Origin of the sequence: Nostoc sp. JL31 (genome assembly GCF_017114965.1) — a bacterium.
In the GTDB taxonomy this organism is placed as follows: domain Bacteria; phylum Cyanobacteriota; class Cyanobacteriia; order Cyanobacteriales; family Nostocaceae; genus Nostoc; species Nostoc punctiforme_A.
In genome coordinates, this window is record NZ_JABXKO010000036.1 from 1 (window position 1) to 21,875 (window position 21,875).

Annotated in this window: 22 protein-coding genes; 15 read left to right on the plus strand and 7 right to left on the minus strand. The window is 42.7% G+C overall.

Going from position 1 to position 21,875, the window contains the following annotated elements; genetic code table 11:
- Positions 1-125 precede the first annotated feature (125 nt).
- From HWQ43_RS07725 to nblS, 3 genes are all read left to right on the plus strand, one after another.
- Positions 126-407: a hypothetical protein gene (locus HWQ43_RS07725; RefSeq protein ID WP_292731880.1), complete on the plus strand. Its 282-nt coding sequence runs from the start codon at positions 126-128 to the stop codon at positions 405-407.
- Positions 395-739: a XisI protein gene (locus HWQ43_RS07730; protein WP_292731882.1), complete on the plus strand. Its 345-nt coding sequence runs from the start codon at positions 395-397 to the stop codon at positions 737-739. Before HWQ43_RS07725 ends, HWQ43_RS07730 begins: the two co-directional genes overlap by 13 nt.
- A gap of 321 nt (positions 740-1,060) precedes the next feature.
- The gene (gene nblS, locus HWQ43_RS07735; RefSeq protein WP_292731884.1) at positions 1,061-3,007 is read left to right on the plus strand and encodes a two-component system sensor histidine kinase NblS; all 1,947 of its coding nucleotides are present in this window, start codon (positions 1,061-1,063) and stop codon (positions 3,005-3,007) included.
- A 94-nt stretch (positions 3,008-3,101) separates the two neighbouring features.
- On the opposite strand, the gene HWQ43_RS07740 is transcribed toward nblS, so the two are convergent.
- Complete coding sequence (locus HWQ43_RS07740; RefSeq protein WP_292731886.1) at positions 3,102-3,473, minus strand: zinc ribbon domain-containing protein; 372 nt, start codon at positions 3,471-3,473, stop codon at positions 3,102-3,104.
- 259 nt (positions 3,474-3,732) lie between these two features.
- On the opposite strand from HWQ43_RS07740, the gene HWQ43_RS07745 reads away from it, so the two are divergent.
- Genes HWQ43_RS07745 through HWQ43_RS07755 form a run of 3 tightly spaced genes read left to right on the plus strand, consistent with a single transcriptional unit; the run spans position 3,733 to position 6,642 of the window.
- Complete coding sequence (locus HWQ43_RS07745; RefSeq protein ID WP_292731888.1) at positions 3,733-5,097, plus strand: AAA family ATPase; 1,365 nt, start codon at positions 3,733-3,735, stop codon at positions 5,095-5,097.
- On the plus strand, positions 5,097-5,846 hold the full coding sequence (locus HWQ43_RS07750; protein WP_292731890.1) for a hypothetical protein: 750 nt from the start codon (positions 5,097-5,099) through the stop codon (positions 5,844-5,846). Before HWQ43_RS07745 ends, HWQ43_RS07750 begins: the two co-directional genes overlap by 1 nt.
- Positions 5,847-5,886: 40 nt before the next feature.
- Positions 5,887-6,642 (plus strand): hypothetical protein, encoded by a 756-nt coding sequence (locus HWQ43_RS07755; protein ID WP_292731891.1) that lies wholly within the window; start codon positions 5,887-5,889, stop codon positions 6,640-6,642.
- A 231-nt stretch (positions 6,643-6,873) separates the two neighbouring features.
- Here HWQ43_RS07755 and HWQ43_RS07760 read toward each other — a convergent pair whose 3' ends face one another.
- The 4 genes from HWQ43_RS07760 to HWQ43_RS07775 form a co-directional block, all read right to left on the minus strand.
- Positions 6,874-7,821 carry a glycosyltransferase gene (locus tag HWQ43_RS07760; RefSeq protein ID WP_292731893.1) on the minus strand — a complete coding sequence of 316 codons (948 nt, stop codon included), beginning with the start codon at positions 7,819-7,821 and terminating at the stop codon, positions 6,874-6,876.
- Positions 7,822-7,886: 65 nt separating this feature from the next.
- A complete protein-coding gene (locus tag HWQ43_RS07765; RefSeq protein ID WP_292731895.1) occupies positions 7,887-8,915 on the minus strand; it encodes an Npun_R2821/Npun_R2822 family protein in 1,029 nt (342 codons plus the stop codon).
- Positions 8,916-9,199: 284 nt separating this feature from the next.
- Entirely contained in the window at positions 9,200-9,649 is a 450-nt protein-coding gene (locus HWQ43_RS07770; protein ID WP_292731897.1) for a hypothetical protein, read from the minus strand.
- 264 nt (positions 9,650-9,913) lie between these two features.
- Positions 9,914-10,051, minus strand: a complete 138-nt coding sequence (locus tag HWQ43_RS07775) for a hypothetical protein (protein WP_292731899.1) — start codon at positions 10,049-10,051, stop codon at positions 9,914-9,916.
- 98 nt (positions 10,052-10,149) lie between these two features.
- Here HWQ43_RS07775 and HWQ43_RS07780 point away from each other — a divergent pair, with 98 nt between their 5' ends.
- From HWQ43_RS07780 to HWQ43_RS07790, 3 genes are all read left to right on the plus strand, one after another.
- On the plus strand, positions 10,150-11,589 hold the full coding sequence (locus HWQ43_RS07780) for an MFS transporter (RefSeq protein ID WP_292731901.1): 1,440 nt from the start codon (positions 10,150-10,152) through the stop codon (positions 11,587-11,589).
- Positions 11,590-11,633: 44 nt separating this feature from the next.
- Positions 11,634-12,383, plus strand: a complete 750-nt coding sequence (locus tag HWQ43_RS07785) for an SDR family NAD(P)-dependent oxidoreductase (protein ID WP_292731903.1) — start codon at positions 11,634-11,636, stop codon at positions 12,381-12,383.
- 86 nt (positions 12,384-12,469) lie between these two features.
- Positions 12,470-13,126 (plus strand): HAD family phosphatase, encoded by a 657-nt coding sequence (locus tag HWQ43_RS07790; protein WP_292731905.1) that lies wholly within the window; start codon positions 12,470-12,472, stop codon positions 13,124-13,126.
- 142 nt (positions 13,127-13,268) lie between these two features.
- Here HWQ43_RS07790 and HWQ43_RS07795 read toward each other — a convergent pair whose 3' ends face one another.
- Together HWQ43_RS07795 and HWQ43_RS07800 are read right to left on the minus strand one after the other, a co-directional pair.
- Complete coding sequence (locus HWQ43_RS07795) at positions 13,269-14,249, minus strand: sugar-binding transcriptional regulator (protein WP_292731907.1); 981 nt, start codon at positions 14,247-14,249, stop codon at positions 13,269-13,271.
- 98 nt (positions 14,250-14,347) lie between these two features.
- On the minus strand, positions 14,348-15,151 hold the full coding sequence (locus tag HWQ43_RS07800; RefSeq protein ID WP_292731909.1) for an SDR family oxidoreductase: 804 nt from the start codon (positions 15,149-15,151) through the stop codon (positions 14,348-14,350).
- Between the two features lie 148 nt (positions 15,152-15,299).
- Here HWQ43_RS07800 and HWQ43_RS07805 point away from each other — a divergent pair, with 148 nt between their 5' ends.
- From HWQ43_RS07805 to HWQ43_RS07830, 6 genes are all read left to right on the plus strand, one after another.
- Positions 15,300-16,646, plus strand: a complete 1,347-nt coding sequence (locus HWQ43_RS07805; RefSeq protein WP_292731911.1) for a sugar ABC transporter substrate-binding protein — start codon at positions 15,300-15,302, stop codon at positions 16,644-16,646.
- Between the two features lie 172 nt (positions 16,647-16,818).
- Entirely contained in the window at positions 16,819-17,742 is a 924-nt protein-coding gene (locus HWQ43_RS07810) for a carbohydrate ABC transporter permease (RefSeq protein WP_292731913.1), read from the plus strand.
- A 1-nt stretch (position 17,743) separates the two neighbouring features.
- Positions 17,744-18,565 carry a carbohydrate ABC transporter permease gene (locus HWQ43_RS07815; protein ID WP_292731915.1) on the plus strand — a complete coding sequence of 274 codons (822 nt, stop codon included), beginning with the start codon at positions 17,744-17,746 and terminating at the stop codon, positions 18,563-18,565.
- A gap of 177 nt (positions 18,566-18,742) precedes the next feature.
- Complete coding sequence (gene ugpC, locus HWQ43_RS07820) at positions 18,743-19,900, plus strand: sn-glycerol-3-phosphate ABC transporter ATP-binding protein UgpC (RefSeq protein WP_292731917.1); 1,158 nt, start codon at positions 18,743-18,745, stop codon at positions 19,898-19,900.
- Complete coding sequence (locus HWQ43_RS07825) at positions 19,803-21,344, plus strand: mannitol dehydrogenase family protein (protein ID WP_292731919.1); 1,542 nt, start codon at positions 19,803-19,805, stop codon at positions 21,342-21,344. Before ugpC ends, HWQ43_RS07825 begins: the two co-directional genes overlap by 98 nt.
- A 137-nt stretch (positions 21,345-21,481) precedes the next feature.
- A complete protein-coding gene (locus HWQ43_RS07830; protein ID WP_292732043.1) occupies positions 21,482-21,865 on the plus strand; it encodes an N-acetyltransferase in 384 nt (127 codons plus the stop codon).
- The last annotated feature ends 10 nt before the right edge of the window (positions 21,866-21,875 follow it).

Genomic DNA, 21,875 nt, shown 5'->3' on the forward strand with positions numbered 1-21,875 from the left:
ACGCACGGATCTAACTGAGAGGTGCGGGGAATAATATCCCCCATCGACTCAACCACAGCACCAGAGCGTAAACTTTACCTTGCTGTTGGTGCGATCTCGCTTATAAAAATTTTTTCAACCAGGATGTGATTCAACTCATCCTCCACAAACATCAACTTCCACTCATTGTCGTCGATACAGAGACGAATGGCACTAAGAAAAGCCCAAAGACTTATTCTATCCTCGTTCCCAGCCTGGAGGCTGGGAACGAGTTCCGAGAGGCTCTGCCTCTTGTCAAGCTATGGAGGCGGAGCCTCCGAGAATGGTTTCCCAGCCTGGAGGCTGGGAACCAGTTGGGGCAAGGGCTGTATCTTAACTTAGTGCCATTCGATACAGAGACAGAGGAAATCACACAATGGATAAATTGACTGAGTATCCCCAGATAATTAAGCGTATCCTAACAGAGTATGTTGAACTATGTAACCGTCGTCCTAACGGAGACATCGAAACATTTTTGATTATGGATGAGCCAAAGGGGCACTATATCTGGATGAACCTTGGTTGGCAAAATGGCGAACGCATTACTGGTATGACTGTCTACATTCGGATTCGAGATTGCAAATTCTGGATTGAGGAAGATTGGACTGAAGATGGTATTGCAACTGACCTAGTTCGTGCAGGTGTTGCCAAGGAAGATATAGTGTTGGCATTCCATGAGCCTAAGATGCGGCAGTACACAGATTTTGCAGTAGCATCGTAGCGATGAAGCTTTGGTTTGAATGATCTTGCTCGCCGCTAACCTGAGCCGGATAATTAGCTCAGAATTACGACAGGTGAATTTTTGTTAGACTGCTCATCTGTGCGTAACCAAATAGTCACAAAAATAGGGTTTAACGCGTTAATCCTCAACTGGATATTAACTATTATGGCTGAAATGAGGTAAATTCGTTAAGACCACCTTAATTAGATAGACCTCCCACACTGCCCTATTCCCCCTTTCCCCTAACATATTTGTCAAATTAACTGTTAATTTTTAAGTTGTTGGGCTTTATAACAAAGACTACTAACAACTTTATTTAAGATGCTAAATCTGTTAAAAACAATTCGAGATGCGATCGCAAGTTGGTGGTCGGAGTTCACTCTCCAGACTAAACTGCTGGCTGTGGCCACAATGGTCGTTTCATTGGTGATGAGTGGTTTGACCTTCTGGGCTGTAAATACAATTCAGCAGGATGCGCGGATGAATGACACCCGCTTTGGTCGTGATTTGGGGCTGCTGCTTGCTGCCAACGTTGCCCCCTTAATCGCGGACAATAATCTCACAGAGGTTGCCCAATTTTCCCAACGCTTCTATAGCAGCACCTCTAGTGTGCGTTATATGCTCTACGCCGATGAAAACGGGGAAATCTTTTTTGGCATTCCTTTTTGGGAGGCTGAGGTAGAAAACTCCCTTACCATTAAACGGCGAATACAACTGCCAGAAGATTACCCTGGCGATGGGGAAAAGCCGATGGTGCGGCAACACACGACCCCAGATGGGATAGTTACCGATGTATTTATTCCCCTGATTGTCAATAAAAAATACTTAGGTGTATTAGCGATCGGGATCAACCCCAATCAGACCGCTATTATCTCCACCAATTTTACCCGCGATGTCACCATTGCCGTTTTTATCACAATTTGGGTAATGGTGATTTTGGCCGGAGTGATTAACGCCTTGACCATCACCAAGCCCATTAAAGAACTACTGGTGGGGGTAAAGCAAATTGCTACCGGGAATTTTAAGCAGCGCATTAATTTACCTTTAGGGGGCGAACTAGGGGAATTAATTTTAAGCTTTAATGAGATGGCAGAGCGATTAGAGCGCTATGAAGAACAGAATATTGAGGAACTAACCGCAGAAAAAGCCAAGCTAGAAACCCTAGTTTCCACGATCGCAGATGGGGCTGTATTGATTGATAACAACATGCAGGTGATTTTAGTCAACCCCACAGCAAAGCGAATTTTTGGCTGGGAAGCCGCTAATGTAGTCGGTTGCAATGTCTTGCATCACTTGCCAGCATCAGTACAAATCGAAATCACCCGTCCCTTGTACGAAATGGCAGCAGGGGAATGCGAAAGCGCCGAATTCCGAATTTTTATTAACCAACCCACCCCACGGACAATCCGCATTCTCTTGACTACAGTACTCAACCTCCAAAGGGAAAGTATTAAAGGTATTGCGATTACTATTCAAGATATAACCCGTGAGGTCGAACTAAACGACGCAAAAAGTCAATTTATCAGCAACGTTTCTCACGAACTGCGAACGCCTCTATTCAACATTAAAACCTATATTGAAACCCTGCACGACTACGGCGAAGATTTAGCTTTACAAGAACGCCAAGAGTTTCTGCAAACAGTCAACCATGAAACCGATCGCCTCACCCGCCTAGTTAACGATGTTTTGGATTTGTCAAAACTCGAATCTGGTCGTAACTACAGTTTCGACGGCGTAGATTTAGCCCAAGCGATCGAGCAAACCCTGCGTACTTACCAACTCAATGCAAAAGATAAATGTGTTGAACTTGTTCAGGAAGTTGGCCCTAATTTGCCGCTAGTATTAGGTAATTACGATTTGTTAGTACAAGTGTTTGGCAACCTGATTGGTAATGCCCTTAAATTCACCAAAGCCGGTGGTAAAGTAGCAATCCGCGCCTACCAACTAGATTTCAAACCCAGTCACACCGAATCTGCACCAGTGCGGATTGAAATTTCCGATACTGGAATTGGCATCGCCACAGAAGATCAACACTCAATTTTTGAACGCTTCTTCCGCGTAGAAAACCGAGTTCACACCCTAGAAGGCACGGGTTTAGGTTTATCGATTGTCAGAAATATCATCGACAGACATCGTAGTAAAGTCCATCTAGTGAGTGAAGTCGGCATTGGCACCACTTTTTGGTTCGACTTAGCCACCTTTGAAGAAAAAGCGCCACTGATACAAGTTGAACCTATTGCAGAAACATCCAACATCATCACAGCTTGAAGGTTAGGGATTGGGTACAAGAGGCAGAGGGGCAGAGGGGCAGAGGGGCAGAAAAACTTACTGCAACTCTCCCTTGCTCCCCACTAAACCCAAATCAAGACCTTAATATCACGAACAACAAACAGACTAATAATAAACCTAATAGCAACAGCAAAGCCTGATTGCGTTTTACCCAACTTTTCACAGTTATTGCAAAGCTGTTAGTGTAACGCTGCTGTTTCAACTCTAACTTTGTCTCTTCAATATTTTGGTAGAGGGTACAGTCTTTGGCATAAGGACGTTTAGGAAAATTGCAAGTATCATCAGCATGATAGGTGCATGTGTCGCACAGATACCCATCCCCAGCGGCGCGGTGCAATGGAATACCGGGATGACCGTAAGCTTTGAGTGTAGTCCGACAATAGGGACAACTAATAGCTTGACTATCAACAAGTTGATGGCAGTGGGGACAAGATACAGTAGCCAAAACCTTTAGCGCAAATAGGTAAACACTTTGATTCTAGCCATTTACAGGGATAATGGGGAAATACATACGTAGCCTGTTAATTTTGAATATGGCTAGCTCTCAAAATTGGTTACTTTATCAGCAGAAGTACTAATTTTGTGATGATTTTTTAGATTTTAGTAAGTGATTTCTATCACTCAACATAATTAAGGCTATGCCATAATCTAGCAAATATCAGGTTTTGTCCCAAGTCCAATAATTATTTAGAGGTAGAAAAATATTGCCTTTTAATCCTGAGCTGTGCCGTAACGAAAGCGAAGTTGAAAGCAAACTCATAGTGCAATATTTGCTACCGCAGCTAGGTTATACTCCTGACACCTGGCATCAAGAAGTTGCCATTGGTAGCATCCGCTTAGATTTTTTAGCATTTGCTGCACAAGTGATTCCCTTTGTCTTAGATGCCAACTCACCGCTGAGTGTTGTCATGGAGGCAAAGCATCCCAAACAAAACTTAAATCATCATGTCCCTCGACTCAGGCATTATTTAACCAGCTTGAATGTCAGATATGGATTGTTGACTAATGGCAAAGAGATTAGAATTTATCAAAAATTACAGACTGATATTCAGTTAATATTTCAATGTTCTGGGAAGGAAGTTGAAGCAAGGATAGAGGAAATTAAAGGTTTAATTGCTAGGGAAAGTTTCACAAATAGGCAGTCTAAAGATGATTTTGAAATTCAAGTACATGGAAATAATTCAATTATAGAAATTAAGAGAGAACATTCAATGAAAATAATTGCAGTTTATCACAACAAAGGCGGCGTTGGTAAGACAACAACAGTAGTTAACCTAGCTGCTGCTATTAGAAAAAAGGGTAAAAGAGTTTTAGTAATTGATTTTGATAGCCAAGCTAATACTACATTTGCCACAGGTTTAGTCAAATTTGATGATGAAGAATTTGATGATATCAAGGATTCTAATCTTCTCCAAGTATTACAATCTGAAGAATTGTATCCTATTTCGGAAGTAGCCAGAAAATCCAATTTCTGCAATCCTGAGATTGATGTTGTTCCTGCACACATCAATTTGATGAGAAATGAAACTGAATTGAATGCTCTTGATGGTAGTAGACTGATACTTATTGATAAGTTAGAATATGTAAAAGATAAATACGATGTTGTCCTTATAGATACTCCACCATCACTCAATCTTTATGCGATAATTGCTTTGATTACCTCAGACTATCTTATCATTCCATCGGATCTAAAACCTTTTGCAAACCAAGGATTAACAAACGTTAAAGAGTTTATCAAAGGTGTTAATACATTTAGAAAACAAATAAGAAAACCTCCTATTGAAATTTTGGGTGTCCTTGCTTGTAAGATATCTACTAACAATCAATTTGTGAGACATACTTTACCTAAAAGACTAGAAGCAATTCCAAAAAGGTATAATCTTCAAGTCATGGATACAGTAATTTATGATAGAGATGATCTAGCGAAATGTGCTGAAAAATCTCTGATTATAGGAGATATGGAGATAGCTGATCCCATGTCTGTACTTGATTTTAAGCCAGATTCAATTGCCGCACAAGAATTTGAGTTACTAGCAATAGAAGTTTTACAAAAAATAGGGTTAGATTAATGAAACTATCTACTTCACTTGTTGCTGTCAAGAAAATTACCTCCAGCAAGCCCCGTTCAACTTTTGCAGATGATGAGCTAGAACAAGCTGCTCAGTTAATTTTAGAATCTGAAGGGGTTGTTAACCCTATTGTAGTCCGCAGAACAAGTTTGCAATCTTTTGAAGTAGTAGATGGAGACTTTGAGTATTATGCTGCGGCTAGAGCTAGAGAAATAGATATTCGTAAAGGAGAGATGATTGGAGTATTTATAATTGAGTCTGAAAATGAGGAGACTTTAACAAAGCAAGTCGAATTATTTAGAAAATCAAAAGTTTTTATTAGCAACAATGTACCTACTAATTCAGATAGTATTGAATCCCGCTTAATCAATATGGAATCAAGGACTACTAACATAGAATCTCGCATGACAAACCAAGAATCACGTTCTGAAAAACGCACTAATGAATTGGAAGAAGAGTGGAAACGTGAAATTAAAAATATTTATAACAGACTGAACGAACTGGAAAATAGACTTCCCAAACCAATTGAACCTTTAGAAGCACTTAATACTTGGAATCTAACTAAACTGACTTCTAAGTTGAGCCGAGTTAATGTTAAATCTCAAGTAATTGAAAAGATATTCAATGAACGAGAAGCAAATGGCAAATACTCATCCTTTAGTAATGTGCTTGCTCGTATGAAAGGTAAAGGCTTAGGTGAAAAAACAATGCTAAAGATTATCGACAGTTTTGCAGAGGGTACTGTCTGACTTGATTCTATAAAGTTAAAATTGGTGGCTAATTATAATTATGGATAGTCTGGAATCTAAAATTATTGAAATATTAAAACGTGGCACTCCCTTAAGAGCAGTAAAAATTGCTGATATGCTGGGAGTTGAAAAACGGGAAGTCAACCATTACTTATATTCTTCATTGAAGAATATGGTTGTCCAAGATAGTGAGTTTAAATGGTCATTGAAGACAAATGAAATAGGTAATAATCAGCGTATCCCAACTCAACCTCCAAAACCTCAAAACCAATCATCAAAACCTGTAACGCAAAATAACGTCTACAGTTTTACAAAAAAAGAAATTCGACAAGATACTCCGATTCAACCACCAATTCGGCCAAATCAATCCTCAGAACCCGTCAAGCATGAGAAACTGGAGAAATTTCATCAGCAACATTTTCAACCAAACCCTCAAACTCCATCCTCACAACCTGTAAAGCAAACTAATCCTTATGAAGTTGTCAAAAGAGAACTTGCTCAAGTATCTTCTGAGGAAAAGGTAAAAATCCTAGAAAATGCTTTTAGACAAGATAGGTATGCAGAACTAGAAGATGAGCAGATAAATGCTCTCCAATCAATTTTAGAAGAGGCTAGGCGGGAAGTGAATATAGCTAATAGGGCTTATACACAAGGAAAACTAAGCTTTTGGAAGACTAACTCTTTAGCGATCGCACTTATATCAATAGCCTTAACTCTTAGTACATTTTTGGTGATTAGTCAACTGAGATCCAGTTCAACTTACCAACATACCCCAACTATTCCACAAAATAGGTAGATTTGCCATATTCTTTTCCAAATAACGTCAAAAGTAAGTTGCACAATATGTCAATCTCTAAGAGGTTGTTTTAAAAGTGTTTGGCTGTGTTTAATCACATTTTCATCCCCCTTAATCCCCCCTTGTAAAGGGGGGAAACCGGAAAATCTAGTTCCCTCCCCTTTGCAAGGGGAGGGTTAGGGTGGGGTAAACAAATATTTGATACACTACTACAGACTTTTCAAACATCCTCTAACTCTGCATCTGTCGCAGTGCATTAAACGCCTTACCTCGCAACCCAACTGGTAACAACGATAAACCTAAACCAGTCCAAGCTTTAGCAGTCGAAAAAGACTGTCCCGCCAAAACTAGCTCTCTGCCTTTTTGCGTTTCACCCTTTTCAATTAAACGCAAACCTAATAATAATTGTGTTTCAGTTAAACGATTTTTTCTGACTTTCTCTAATTTCTCAGACTCAAACTTATAACTTTCTAAATACTGAATTTTATCAAATAAATAAGGAATGGCTCGATTAATACCTTGCTGCTCTGGATGAGAGCGATATTCCATCAATAATTCTGGTAAGTAATAGCCCTTTTTTCCAGCCAAAGCTAGACGCACAAATAAATCATTATCCTCACAATTTTGCAGATTTGGCTGCATATATCCTAATTCTTGCAAGGTTTTACGGCGAAATAATGTCGCCCCAACTTGAAAACTTTGCTGAATAAATACGACTTCCAACAAATTATTTACAACACCTGCGGGTAAATTCTTCCTACCCCAGCGATGAGAATTTTCTTGAGTTTTTGCCTCATCCCGTACATTGTTAATATCAATTATCCAATGGTCTGTACCAACAAAATCAATGCTAGAGTCTTGAGCAAGAATAGCTGCTGTACTTGCGAGAAAATCGGGTGTTAGCCGGTCGTCATCATCAAATTTAATAAAATATTCACCACTGGCAGCATCAAACCCAGAGCGCATATTATTACTTTTACCAATATTTTGCTGATGACGGATATATTTAATCCGATCGTCTGTGTATTGTGACATCAATTCGGGTGTGCGATCGCTAGAACCGTCATCACAAATAATTAGCTCAAAGTCTTGCTCAGACTGCTTGAGTACACTGTCAATTGCGAAAGGCAGTAAATTAACTCGATTAAACGTGGGAATGGAAACACTAACTTTAGGCATTTTTGCAAGATGAGAGTGGACATTGCTCACTAACTAAACGCTTAATGAGCAAGGCTGGGCAAAAGCTAAGTGTAGGAAATAGTTTGATTAATTTTATTCAAAAGTTTTTTGATAAATCGATTGCTTTTAGCCGCTATGGTAGGTGGCTTTAATCGCTTCGGTTTTTGCTCTGGTTGCTTCAGAAAGCGATAATGCAAAAATTCATTTTTGTAACGGATATCAACATCTTCACCTTTACACAAGCGGGTAAATCCAATAGCAGAATAGCCCATATAGTGAAGGCGATGAATTGGTTTTAATCCCTGTTGGTTGTAAAGAACATTATCAATGTTCACAAATGGATTTGCATTAGCACAGTTACCAGTTCGATCTTCACCATTGGGACTGAGTGTAAAGTTAAATAGTGGTCGAGCAATTCTAAAAGTCATGTAACTAAATAAATCTGCGTCACACCACCAAGCGATTTCGTTAATCAATTCGACTTCCTTATCTTCTATCAATCGCTTTTTGAGTATTTGTAATTCTTCAACGCCTAAAATACCCTTTTTTGAACCAAAAAAACTAGAACAGTGTATTTCTCGCCTGATTTCAGATTCAGGCAAAGACATTTTTTGTTCTAACTTCGGCAAGTCGAAAGCTGCAACTGAAGTTTGTTTTGTGTGTTCCCAGTCATCAAACACAAAGTCGTATTGGTCTAGTTTTTCTAAAACCTTGTCCAACTTATTCATTGCCAAACTATCAGCATCATAAAATACAAATCTTTCAAACTCACCATCAAAAGCACACATTTTTCGGATTAAATTATTTTTTTTATTCCATTCGATAGAAGGTTTATTTTTTCGACCATTTCTTGGATAAGCGTTCCAAACTTGAACGGCAAAATCCTCCCATTTTTTGATCGAGCTTTTATCGTTAAACAGGGTGACATTCGGTCGAGAACGTATCTCCTGTTTAACTCGCTTTAAGCGGTCATCATAGGGAATAATACAAATCGGAATATCTGGACTAACATTCACCTCAATACTATTTAGCAAAGCTACTAGTTGGTCAAATACCACATCATTAGCAAGTGTGTAAATCCCAAAATTATCCATTGTAATAAATTATTTTGATCTTTGATTTACTGAGCAAAGCCAATTCTCTGTGAAGCTGCACATCATTTAAACCCCTCCCAACCTTCCCGAACTCGCAGGAAGCGTCGCAGGTAGTGGGGTAATTTCTACACATCTTTATACAGAATTGGTCTAACGCGAATAATACGATCGCTATTTTTTGACCTATTATTCTCAAATAATAATATACACATTTTCAACTTTATGCTGAAAATTAGTTTGGATGATACTAAACATTACCCACTTACTTAGAAGTGCCTAAAACTCTAGCTGTTAAACAATTGCCTCCTAGAAAATAATCTCAGCAACCCGGCGGTTCCCACACCCCAAGCACCATTAACTAATAAACCTGTCACTATTCCCACAAATTTCCAGCCGCCAGCGATGGGTTGACCCTTGAGCGGTGCAACCACAAACCAAGCCACTAGCGTCGGAGCAATTGCACCAAAGACTAAAGCTCCTAACCAATAGTTTTTATTATGTCGAAAACGAGGTGCAATTACTACCCAAATCAGTCCCCAAATGCCTCCCCAGAATGCATTTGACCAAATTTGCGGGATTCCTAATGGTTGTGTCGGTGCAGTTGAATAAGGGGCGCGAGGTGTAAAATTTACTGCATGTAGCAGCGCCAACACACCTTGATGAAATAGCAAAACAGAGACAAAGCCTGCAATAAATCCTAAAGCAAATCGAGAGAAGGCAGCTTTTTGAGTCATTACTTATACAAAAAGGTACTTATTTGCAGTTGCAGATGTAACTTTAATAATTGACATTTACCATTCCCTATTCTCCATTTTCTCTAGAGCTTGCTTCTGAGAGTTGTCTATGATAGTTTGCTAACTAGTCTCAAATACAGTAACTCCATCAAATTACCGTATTTTGTTGATTTTTATTGTTGATACAGCCGAAGGAGTGGAGAGTTAAGAGTACCTAAGTACTCTACCAAATATATGACAAGTGAAAAAGCCAATCTTGCCGATTCAGAAGTAAATACCTGAACATAAATCTAAATTTTTCAATTCATCTAGAGCATTTCTTAACGAAGCGCTTGCTGCGATGGCTACGCCCGCCGCAGGCATCGCACTCAACATCGCCAACGTTAAGGATGGAAGCGGCAAATTTAGTTTCTTAAACTTGGTAGCGAGGATAGCACCCTACAATGAATATACGTATGCAAACTATTCACAACCGTAAAGTCAAAGGCGGAGGCTAAACGTTGGCACAATTCCAAACAGAACCTCTGGCTTTATCAGGCTCTCAAAAAAATTGGGTCTTACTCGGTGTAGGACTTGGGGTGTTCATGTCTACCCTAGATGTGGGCATTATCAATGTTGCTTTACCCACATTGGTGCAAGCCTTTGGCACTACTTTTCCTACGACCCAATGGGCTGTATTGAGTTACCAGTTGGTCAGTTCTGGTTTAGTTTTGGGAGCAACCCGCTTGGGGGATATGTGGGGTAAGAAGTCCTTATACCAGGGGGGACTTGTTCTGTTTACTTTCAGTTCGCTACTATGTGGTTTTGCACCTAGTATTGAGTGGTTGATTGGCTTTCGGGCACTGCAAGGACTAGGTGCTGTATTCATCTCTGGGCTTGGTTTGGCAATTATCACAGAAGTTTTTCCCTCTTCCGAACGAGGTCGGGCTGTTGGCGTCATCGGTAGTGTAGTGTCACTGGGAATTGCTTTTGGCCCCTCTGCTGGCGGATTGCTCTTAAGCTGGTCAGGCTGGCATAGTATATTCTTCATCAATGTACCCTTGGGGATCATCGCTAGTTTCTTAATAGCTCGTGTAGTGCCACCTTCTGGACGCATTGAGGGCAAACAGACATTTGACTTTTTTGGAGCCATATTGGCTTTATTGACTCTCGGTAGTTTTGGGCTGGGTATGACGTTAGGGCAAAGCCAGGGCTTTAGCAGTACGAATGCATTGATATTATTAGCGATCGCATCTGTGAGTTTCACTACTTTTTTGGTAGTTGAAGCGATTCTAAAGCAGCCACTACTAGAACTAAAGCTGTTTCGCAACCTTCAGTTGAGTATGGGTTTGCTAAGTGGCTGGTTAGCATTCATTGTTATTGGCGGTTCGCTACTCATCGTCCCTTTCTTTCTAGAGAGGGTCAAGCAATATCCGACCGTAAAAGTAGGGCTATTACTAGCCGTATCACCTGTACTTAGTGGGTTAATTGCCCCACTAGGTGGAATCCTTTCAGATCGCTTTGGCGCTCGACTAATCAGTTCAATTGGGCTGGGGTTGATGATTGGCGGGTGTCTGGGGATTAGCACCTTTGATGCTCAAATTACTGAGTTAGGTTATGTATCGCGGTATTTTATTTACGGCATTGGTCTGGGTTTATTCCAATCGCCTAACAACAGCACTGTTATGGGATCAGTACCAAAAGAGCGGCTAGGGATTGCTTCTGGGCTTTTGTCTTTGTCACGTACATCAGGTAACACCGTAGGAGTTTCTGTAATCGGGGCAGTATTCGGAGCCTTAATCGCTAGTATGTCTGCGGGTGCAGATGTCTCTGTTGCCCCTCCTGATGCGATCGTTGCAGGGTTCCAAGGAACTTTTCGTTTTGCAGCCCTAATACTTTGTGGGGCGGCTGTTGCATCCGTTTTGAGGATCGGTAAGAGGTGGGAGGCAGGGGAGGAATAATTAATGCTCAATATTCAATTATCAATTACTAAGGAGTTAGATAAATGACAGGTAAATTAGAAGGAAAAGTGGCAATTATCACTGGGGCTTCAGCGGGAATTGGAGAAGCAACTGCGATCGCCTTAGCAGTAGAAGGAGCAACAGTAGTACTCGCTGCTAGGCGTGGCGATCGCATTCAGGCATTAGCAGAACGCATCGAAGCTAGTGGTGGCAAGGCATTACCTATTGTCACTGATGTAACTGATGAAACCCAGGTAAATAACTTGGTGGCAAAGGCAAATGCAGAATTGGGAAGGGTCGATATCCTCGTGAATAATGCCGGGATTGCCTTGCTGGGAACTATTGAAGCTGGAAATAGCTCAGACTGGCGGCGATCGTTTGACCTCAACGTACTAGGACTGCTATATGCGACTCATGCCGTTTTGCCTTTGTTGAAGGCGCAAAAATCGGGGCATATAGTCAATATCTCCTCAGTGGCTGGCCGGACAGCGCGGGCGGGCGTTGGTGTTTATAATGCTACCAAATGGGGTGTTAATGCTCTCTCGGAAGCATTGCGTCAAGAAGTCCACAAGGACAACATCCGCGTCACCATTATTGAACCTGGGTTGGTGGATACGGAAATTGACAGCCAAATTACCGATCCCGTTGCCAAACAACGGATTGAAGAACGACGCAAGTCAATTCAACCTCTGCAAAGCGAAGATATTGCAGCTGCGATCGTTTACGCCCTTACGCAACCACCACGCGTTAATGTCAACGAAATCCTCATTCGACCAACGGGACAAGAACATTAAAGCTAAAGGGCAGGCTTAATGGGCGTGCCCTTTTTTAGATAAAATCTTTAACCCAATTTCAACATAAGTGATGAATCTTCAAAACTATGGACGCTGTATTATTTGATATGGATGGGACTCTGCTGGATAGCGAACCGCTAAGTGATATTTTTCTAATCAAGTTTTGTAGGGAAATTGGTTTCGAGTTAACAGAAAATATCCTAGACAAATTTAGGGGTTCTGATGGTCGGACATTCTGGACATATCTCAGCAGAGAATTTAATTTATCCTTATCAATAGAAGAGTATGTATTGAGAGCAACATCGGATTTTGTTGAAGAGTTAAAAAATAACTCCAATCTTGCACCTATTGAGGGAGTTAAAGAACTGATCGATGAGCTTTTTGATTTGGGAGTGCCTTTAGCCTTAGCATCTTCAGCTTCTAGAATAAGAATTAACACAGTTTTAGAGTGCTTTAATATGCAAAATAAATTCAGTGTAAAAATATCTGGTCAAGATGTGGAACGAGGTAAACCTGAACCAGATATCTTATTATTAGCATCTGAAAGGATGAATGTTAATCCTAATAAATGCGTTGTGATTGAAGACTCAGAAAATGGGATAAAAGCTGCTAAAAAAGCAGGCATGAAATGCGTTGGTTTTGCTGGATTGAAACATAATAAGCAGAATTTATCAAGCGCAGATTTAATTGTGAGTGCCTACTCAGATGTGAATTTTTACAGATTACAGCAATTATTCAACTGAGAAAGTTAGCTCTTACTTGAATCTGGCTAAGTATACTAAGAAATAAACCTATATATGGAAAGCTTTCAATTACTTTTGCTTTTCAAAAATCAAAGTTAATTCCCCATTTAACATTTAGCATAATTATCTCACTTAGTACTTACTAAATCTTAGAAAGAATCGCTTGGGCAGCAGCTTCATCGGTAATCAGTCCTGTAATTAACTTGCCATGCAGAGCAGCCAAAATCGCCTCCGCCTTTCTCACACCGCCCGCCACACCAATAATTAGTCGATGAGCCGATTGTTCGAGCGCGACACTGGCAACCCGGTTGTTTGTCCCCTCTTGCAGCAATACTCCGCGATCGCTGTAAGCCCAACCTGCAATTTCTCCTACTGCTCCCAGTTCAATTAATTCAGCTACCTCATCGTCATTGATGAAGCCGTCTTGATGTAATGGAGCATTCCAGGCAATATGACTAATTCCGACAAAGGTTACTTTGGCTTGCTCTGCAAGAGTCTTGACGGCGATAAACGATCGCTGTGTCTGCAAAAGTTCTCGTTCTTCAATACTAGTCGCGACAACCGGAGTCGGCACTGGGTAAGCTTGAGAACCGACGCGATCGGATAAATGCATAACCACTTCGTGACGACCTGCACGCCCAGAATGAGACATATTCCCAATAATTGACACAATCTTATGTTGGGGTTGGTTCATTGAGGGGATCTGCTCTACCATTGTTCGCAATGTGCGACCTGATGACAACGCTAGTATGGTCGGGGTTTTAGCCATCAGGTAAGCCTCTAGGTGGGTGGCAGCACATACACCAATCCCGTATAATGTATCACCACTACCTGCGTCAGTTGGTACTACTTCACAAAGTGACAGAGCAAAGCGATCGCGTAACGACTCAGCCAGAGCAATGCATTCACTCAGGGGATGATCGAGTCGAAATTTAATCAATTTTTCACTGACCGCCAGTGCCACTAAGCGTTGTGCAGCTTGCCGGGACACATTGAGCTTGGCGGCAATTTCTTCTTGCGTGTTACCAGCGATGTAATAGAGCCAAGCAGCATGAGCAGCCAAGTCTAATTTGCGCGCCCGAAGGGGGGTGGCATCGCGGCGCTCTAAAAAAGGTTGTCCCATATACTACCTGCAAAAACTATGTATCTATCAAAGGTATGATTGCATTTTATCGATTATATGCCCAAAGATATAATCTTTGCTCAATTATTTTTAAAATTCTATTCTCCCCCAGTAACCTCCAAGTTAAACCCAGTAATGTAGCTTGCTTCTTCGCTCATCAGAAACGCTACTCCATTTGCCACCTCTTCCAGGCTTCCTAAACGTCGCATTGGCACTGAATTGATCATCTGTTGCTCAACTACTTTGGGATCGGCATCAAAGTATTGCGATCCCACTGCTGCTTGCAATTCGGTTTGTCGCGTCCACATAAAACCAGGGCCAATCAACGCAGGCGAGAGTGCATTCACCCGAATGCCATAAGGAGCCAAGTCTTTCGCTGCCGTCTGAGTAATTCCAATCACTGCAAACTTTGAAGCAGCATAAGCCAACATATTTGGTGGCCCAACTACCCCGGCATAACTCGCCATATTAACGATCGCACCTCCACCTGCATCGCGTAATTGTTGTGCAGCTGCCTTGAGAATATGGAAAACGCCGACAACGTTAATATTGATCACCTTTTGAAAGTCGTCTTCAGGATATTCGTCAGTCTTGGCAAACACTCCTTGATAACCCGCATTATTAAATACATAGTCAATTCGCCCAAGTTGCTTTACAGCGCTAGTAAAAGCTTTGGCAACATCATCACTAGCTGTAACATCACAGCCAAACGTGCCAACTGGAACGTTGTAACCTTTTAGTTCCCCAGCCACATCTGCCATCTTCGGTTCATTCAAATCTAGCAGGGCTATTGCTGCACCATTGGCAGCAAAACGATGTGCAGTTGCCTTGCCAATATCTCCTGCACCGCCAGTAATTAGGATCGTCTTACCTGCAAATTGATAAGTTGCTTTTGCCGTCATAGATTCAACCTCTTATTGAAGAATTGTTGCAAATGACCGTGATGGAAATCAGATTGGTATGATTTCTATTATTGAGCTTTTGCCCAAAATTAGAGCATAAAATCAAAAATTTATTTCGTTCGGTTTTTTACTTTAAAGGAGTTATGCGATGCGTATCCGCCGCTTCGCTAAAATGCTAGCTGCATTTCTCGCTGGAGTAATGCTGGTGCATCTGCTATATGCTTGCTCACCGCGCTCCCAAGCCGCCCAGAAAACTAAACTAACGATCGCCACTGTTAATAATGGCGACATGGTGGTGATGCAAGGGCTTTCTCGCAAATTTGAGGAAGCTAATCCTGATATTCAACTCCGGTGGGTTGTGCTGGAAGAAAATGTGTTACGCCAACGCACAACTACAGATGTTGCAAGCCAAGGTGGGCAATTTGATGTCATGACCATTGGTTCCTATGAAACACCAATCTGGGCTAGACGGGATTGGTTGAGACCTTTGGATCTAGGTGCAAACTATGACGTAAATGACCTGCTTAAACCTATAAGAGAAGGACTTTCCAATAACGGCAAACTATATGCCGTGCCATTCTATGGGGAAAGTTCCATGCTGTATTACCGAAAAGACTTGTTTGAAAAAGCCGGGATTGTGGTTCCTCAACAGCCAACTTATCCCCAAATGAGAGAATGGGCAAGCAAAATCCACGATCCAGCGCATGGGGTTTATGGAGTTTGCCTGCGCGGAAAACCCGGTTGGGGTGAAAACGTCGCATTTGTTTCCACATTGGTTAATACCTATGGTGGACAGTGGTTTGATATGAAGTGGCAACCAACGATCAATACTCCAGCTTGGAAAGAGGCGATCGCCTTTTATGTCGATCTGCTCAATAAATATGGGCCGCCAGGAGCTAGTTCCAATGGATTTAATGAGAATCTGGCGTTATTCTCAACAGGTAAATGCGGTATGTGGGTAGATGCAACTGTTGCCGCAGGGTTGTTATCCAATCCCAAAGAATCCCAAGTGTATAACAAAGTTGGCTTTGCTCGTGCGCCAATTGAAAAATATCCCAACGGTTCAAACTGGCTTTGGGCTTGGGCGCTAGCAGTTCCAAAAACCTCAAAATCACCAGAAGCCGCACAAAAGTTCGTTGCTTGGGCAACATCAAAGGAATACATTCAACTGGTTGCTAAGGAAAATGGCTGGGTTGCTGTACCACCAGGGACTCGGACTTCCACTTATGAGAATCCCAACTATCGAAAAGCTGCACCCTTTGCAGAAATCGTGCTGGCAGCAATCCAATCTGCCGATGTTACCCGTCCATCTGCACAACCAACTCCTTATAAGGGAGTTCAATATGTGGATATTCCAGAATTTCAGGCGATTGGTTCTTCTGTTGGGCAAACCTTGGCGGCGGCGTTAACCAATCGGACTTCGGTAGATCAAGCGTTGCAACAATCCCAGAAATCCACTGAACGCTTCATGAAACACACGGGTTATATCGAATGAAAAGAGGGGCTAGCGATAAAATCTTTACTTTTCTCTCTGTGTCTCTGTGGTGAAAAAATAATTAATTTAACCGCAGAGGCGCAGAGAACACAGAGTCAAGATAAATTCGGAGCCAATCTCACCCACAAAACTTTCACAATCTAAAATCCAAAATCTAAAATTCCATTAGATTATGTCTTCTTCATTAGCGGTAAAACCTCAATCCGAAACGCCACCACCCACCAAGCAACGGACTACGCGGCAAGTGTCAACCTTACCTCTGGTTGCGCCTTCGGTCGTTCTCCTGCTGCTGTGGATGATTGTGCCTCTGGTGATGACTATATGGTTTTCCTTTCAGCGTTATAACTTGCTGAATCCAGATGCACGCAAATTCATTGGGATTGAAAATTTCACTTTCATCCTCAGTGACTCAGCTTTATGGACATCGATCGCCATCACAATAGTTTTAGTTGTTTCCGTTTTAGCAATCACAATTGGTCTGGGGACACTCCTAGCAATTCTCTTTGACCAAGACTTTTATGGTCGTGGAGTGGCGCGGGTACTAGCAATCTCCCCATTTTTTGTTATGCCCACAGTTAGCGCCCTGATCTGGAAAAATATGCTGATGCATCCAGTGAATGGGCTGTTTGCTCAAACTACTAGAGGTTTGGGTTTAGGGGCGATCGATTGGTTTGCCAGCGTTCCATTACTTGCCATCATTATTATTGTTTCCTGGGAATGGCTGCCCTTTGCGTTGCTGATTTTGTTGACTGCAATTCAGTCACTCGATCGCGATCAGTTAGAAGCTGCGCGGATGGATGGCGCAAATGCGATCGCTCTATTTCGTTTCGTCATGCTACCCCATCTAAGCCGCGCCATTTCGGTGGTTGCCATGATTGAGACGATTTTCTTCCTCACCATCTTTGCCGAAATCTTTGTTACCACAGGCGGCGGGCCAGGACTTGCAACCACTAACCTTGCTTATTACATTTTCTTAAAAGCCTTGCTGGAATTCGATGTCGGCGGTGCATCAGCCGGTGGATTAATTGCCGTAATCCTTGCCAACATCGTGGCAATCTTTTTGATGCGTAGTGTTGCTCGTAATTTGGATACTTAACATGGGAAGTAAAACCTCGAAGATTTGGCTATGGACATTGCTCGGCTGGCTTGCTGCCTGCATATTGTTTTTTCCAATTTTCTGGATGTTTCTCACCAGTTTCAAAACTGAAGTCGCGGCAGTTTCAACTCCGCCCCAGTTGTTTTTCCGCCCGACATTGGAGAATTATATTGCCATCCAAGACCGGGCAAATTATTTTAATTATGCGTTTAACAGCGTAGCGATTTCCCTCGGATCGACTATAGTCGCGCTGCTGCTTGCCGTACCTGCCGCCTACGCAATGGCATTCTTCCCAACCAAACGCACCAAGGGCACTTTACTCTGGATGCTGTCCACCAAAATGCTGCCACCCGTTGGTGTGTTAGTACCAATCTACATTTTGTGCCGCAACGCCGGATTACTAGATACTCACATCGGTTTGATTATTATTTATACCCTGATTAATTTGCCAATCGTCGTCTGGATGATTTATAGCTTCTTCAAAGAAGTTCCCAAAGAAATTCTCGAAGCCGATCGCATGGATGGGGCAACCACACAGCAAGAACTTGTGCATGTGTTGTTGCCATTGGCAGTACCCGGAATTGCATCCACAGCCTTGCTTTCGATTATTTTGTCATGGAACGAAGCATTTTGGAGCTTGAACTTGACAACAGCAGATGCCGCGCCACTTACAGCCTTTATTGCTTCCTTTTCCAGCCCTCAAGGATTATTCTGGGCAAAACTTTCAGCAGCATCAACATTAGCGATCGCACCCATCCTCATCTTTGGTTGGCTGAGTCAACGGCAATTAGTCCGAGGTCTGACTTTTGGTGCGGTGAAATAAGGCAGTTCCAAATAAAAAAATATCCCAAAACAAACGCTCTATTTCTCCTCTCTCTGTGTTCTCTGCGTCTCTGTGGTTCGTAATTCATTTCTTGGAAATCCTAAGTCAACCCAGAAGTTCTTAAACCACACTCCTCCTACACAATAAAAAACTTAAACCCATTAATGGAAACATTTTATGTCAACAGTTGCTTTAAGAAATATCCATAAAACCTACGCCGACACAGAGATCATCAAAGGCATTGATCTCGACGTAGGCGATCGCGAATTTGTGGTTTTCGTCGGTCCCTCCGGCTGTGGAAAATCAACCTTACTCCGTATGATTGCTGGACTAGAAGAAATTTCCTCCGGCGATTTACTCATTGATGGACAAAAAGTCAATGATGTGCCACCCGATAAACGTGGTTTAGCAATGGTGTTTCAAACTTATGCCTTATATCCCCACATGACAGTGGCAGAAAATATGGCCTTTAGCCTCCGGCTTGCGGGTATGCAGAAAGCCCAGCGTTATGAAAGGGCGCGTGAAGTCGCTCGTATCCTGCAACTAGAGCCACTCTTGAACCGGAAGCCCAAAGAACTATCAGGAGGACAACGCCAACGGGTGGCGATCGGTCGTGCTTTGGTGCGTAATCCCAAAGTATTTTTGTTTGATGAGCCACTATCCAACCTGGATGCTTCATTGCGGGTGCAGATGCGGATTGAGCTTGCCAGTTTACACGACAGCCTGCAAGCCACCATGATTTATGTTACCCACGATCAAGTCGAGGCAATGACCCTTGCTGACAAAATTGTGGTGTTGCAAGGCGGCATCATCGAACAAATGGGTTCTCCCCTGGAACTGTACCATCATCCCCGTAATCTATTCGTCGCCGGATTTATTGGTTCACCGAAAATGAACTTTATCTCGGTGACAGTTTCAGCCCTCAATGACTCTGGTGCAACAGTCAGACTCCCTGGTGATGCAACCGTCATGATTCCGGTGAAGCCCAAAACCCTGTCAGTTGGGGATAGAGCAACATTAGGGATTCGTCCCGAACATCTGCTACTCGATCAAAGTAACCCAAGCGTGAATGGTGAAGTATTAGTCGTAGAACGATTAGGCGGAGAAACCTTTCTCTACATCAAAATTGCCGGTGGCGAAACCATAGTTGTGCAAACAGACGGAGATAATCCAGCCAAAATGCACGATTACGTTCCGATTTACATTAACGGTGAGCTTTGCCATTTGTTCGATCGCGATGGTGAAGCCATTCCCAAAGTTCATCGTCACCACCTCACCCAGAATGAATCCCATGAACAGCAATATCAGCACAGACTCAGCAATCAAGCTGAATGAAGCATCTCTGTCTCATTTAGGCAATAACATTCGCGTACCCAGTTACGATCGCCATCAAATTACTAACGGTATTGTCCATATTGGTGTGGGTGGGTTCCATCGCGCACATCAGGCGTTATACCTGGATAATTATTTTCATCAAAATCCCGGTAGTGAATGGGGAATCTGCGGGGTTGGGCTACTGGAATTCGATAAACGGATGCGGGATGCACTGAAATCACAAGATTGTTTGTATACCTTAGTTGAGAGATCCCCAGAAGGCGATCGCGCTCGTGTGATTGGAGCAATTACCAAATATCTGTTTGCCCCAGATAACCGCCAAGCAGTGATTGACACCTTAGCAGATCCTAAATGCCGCATCGTCACCCTCACCATTACCGAAGGAGGCTACTACTATATTGAAGGTAGCGGTGAATTCGATACCAATCACCCAACAATCCAGTACGATTTGCAGCATCCCGATGAGCCAATTGGAGTATATGGCTTTTTGACAGCAGCCCTTAATCGCCGCCGTCAACAGAGAATAGCACCGTTTACCGTGTTGTCCTGCGACAATTTGCAAGGTAACGGCAACATTGCCCGCAAAATGTTAACCGCATTTGCCCAAATGCAGAACCCAGAATTGGGGCATTGGGTTGCCGAACAAGTAGCCTTTCCTAACTGCATGGTCGATCGCATTACCCCCGCTACCACACCAGCAGATATCAAAATGGTGGCGGAACAGTTTAACATCGATGATGCCTTTCCAGTTGTTGCCGAACCCTTCCTTCAGTGGGTAGTGGAAGACAATTTCAGTGCAGGTAGACCTGATTGGGAATCCGTTGGTGTTCAGATGACTAGCGATGTTCATCCCTACGAGATGATGAAAATCCGGCTGCTCAACGCCAGTCACTTGTTAATAGGCTATCTCGGCTCCTTGGCAGGTTATACATACGTTCATGAAGTCATGGCAGATCCATTGATTCGACAAGCTGTTGATCGTTTGATGGCAGAAGTTACGCCCACACTTCAACCTGTACCAGGGATTGATTTGGACAATTACAAAAAAACCTTAATTGAACGCTTTGCCAATCCCAAGATTCGGGATCAACTCCCGCGTCTTTGCCTGAATAGCTCCGCTAAAATGCCAAAATTTGTTCTCGGCTCAGTCCGTGACGCGCTGCATCAAGGAGGAGCCATTGACTACATGAGCCTAACGGTTGCTGCTTGGTTCCGTTACCTCAACGGACAGGATGATCAAGGTAACACCATTCCCATTGATGACCCAATAGCAGGTACTTTGACTCAACTAGCTCATTTAAGTGGCTCTGATGCCAAACCATTGCTCAATTTAACTGAGATTTTTGGCGATTTGTCCCAATCACCGCTTTTTGTTGATGCAGTTACGAACCATTTACGCAGATTGTATGAGTTTGGAGCGAAAGAAACATTAGCCCGATTCTGATAGAAAACCGATTTTCGATTATGAGTGGAGTCTATACCGAAATGCGAATTGAACCATACGAAGATAGTCATCTTGATGCCATCAAGAGCCTTTCGATTCGGGCATGGACTCCGGTTTTTGATTCGCTTGAGAAAGTGATGGATCTTGACGTGTACCGCTCATTCTATCCCGATTGGCGTGTAAGCCAGCTTCATGCTGTCGAGGGAGTCTGTACTGCTGCGGACACAAAGGTGTGGGTTGCAATCGACTCCGGTTCAATCCTGGGCTTTGTAGCCGTGAAACTCCACCACGAGAGCAGCATGGGAGAAATCTATATGGTTGCCGTCGATCCAGACTATCAACGTCAAGGTATTGGCACCGCTTTGATGGAATTCGCTCTTGATTGGATGCAAGTTACTGGGATGTCCGTTGCTATGGTTGAGACCGGAGGCGATCCAGGCCATGACCCAGCACGTTGTACCTATGAAAGGCTGGGTTTCCGGCTGTTACCGATCGCCAGGTACTTCAAGAAGTTGGGTTAGTTAACGATAA

Bases quoted from the DNA above. Each gene is read 5' to 3' on its own strand.
- HWQ43_RS07730 (WP_292731882.1), top strand. From the start codon at position 395: ATGGATAAATTGACTGAGTATCCCCAGATAATTAAGCGTATCCTAACA.
- nblS (WP_292731884.1), top strand. From the start codon at position 1,061: ATGCTAAATCTGTTAAAAACAATTCGAGATGCGATCGCAAGTTGGTGG.
- HWQ43_RS07750 (WP_292731890.1), top strand. From the start codon at position 5,097: ATGAAACTATCTACTTCACTTGTTGCTGTCAAGAAAATTACCTCCAGC.
- HWQ43_RS07755 (WP_292731891.1), top strand. From the start codon at position 5,887: ATGGATAGTCTGGAATCTAAAATTATTGAAATATTAAAACGTGGCACT.
- HWQ43_RS07760 (WP_292731893.1), bottom strand. From the start codon at position 7,821: ATGCCTAAAGTTAGTGTTTCCATTCCCACGTTTAATCGAGTTAATTTA.
- HWQ43_RS07765 (WP_292731895.1), bottom strand. From the start codon at position 8,915: ATGGATAATTTTGGGATTTACACACTTGCTAATGATGTGGTATTTGAC.
- HWQ43_RS07770 (WP_292731897.1), bottom strand. From the start codon at position 9,649: ATGACTCAAAAAGCTGCCTTCTCTCGATTTGCTTTAGGATTTATTGCA.
- HWQ43_RS07785 (WP_292731903.1), top strand. From the start codon at position 11,634: ATGACAGGTAAATTAGAAGGAAAAGTGGCAATTATCACTGGGGCTTCA.
- HWQ43_RS07790 (WP_292731905.1), top strand. From the start codon at position 12,470: ATGGACGCTGTATTATTTGATATGGATGGGACTCTGCTGGATAGCGAA.
- HWQ43_RS07795 (WP_292731907.1), bottom strand. From the start codon at position 14,249: ATGGGACAACCTTTTTTAGAGCGCCGCGATGCCACCCCCCTTCGGGCG.
- HWQ43_RS07800 (WP_292731909.1), bottom strand. From the start codon at position 15,151: ATGACGGCAAAAGCAACTTATCAATTTGCAGGTAAGACGATCCTAATT.
- HWQ43_RS07805 (WP_292731911.1), top strand. From the start codon at position 15,300: ATGCGTATCCGCCGCTTCGCTAAAATGCTAGCTGCATTTCTCGCTGGA.
- HWQ43_RS07810 (WP_292731913.1), top strand. From the start codon at position 16,819: ATGTCTTCTTCATTAGCGGTAAAACCTCAATCCGAAACGCCACCACCC.
- HWQ43_RS07815 (WP_292731915.1), top strand. From the start codon at position 17,744: ATGGGAAGTAAAACCTCGAAGATTTGGCTATGGACATTGCTCGGCTGG.
- ugpC (WP_292731917.1), top strand. From the start codon at position 18,743: ATGTCAACAGTTGCTTTAAGAAATATCCATAAAACCTACGCCGACACA.
- HWQ43_RS07825 (WP_292731919.1), top strand. From the start codon at position 19,803: ATGGTGAAGCCATTCCCAAAGTTCATCGTCACCACCTCACCCAGAATG.
- HWQ43_RS07830 (WP_292732043.1), top strand. From the start codon at position 21,482: ATGGATCTTGACGTGTACCGCTCATTCTATCCCGATTGGCGTGTAAGC.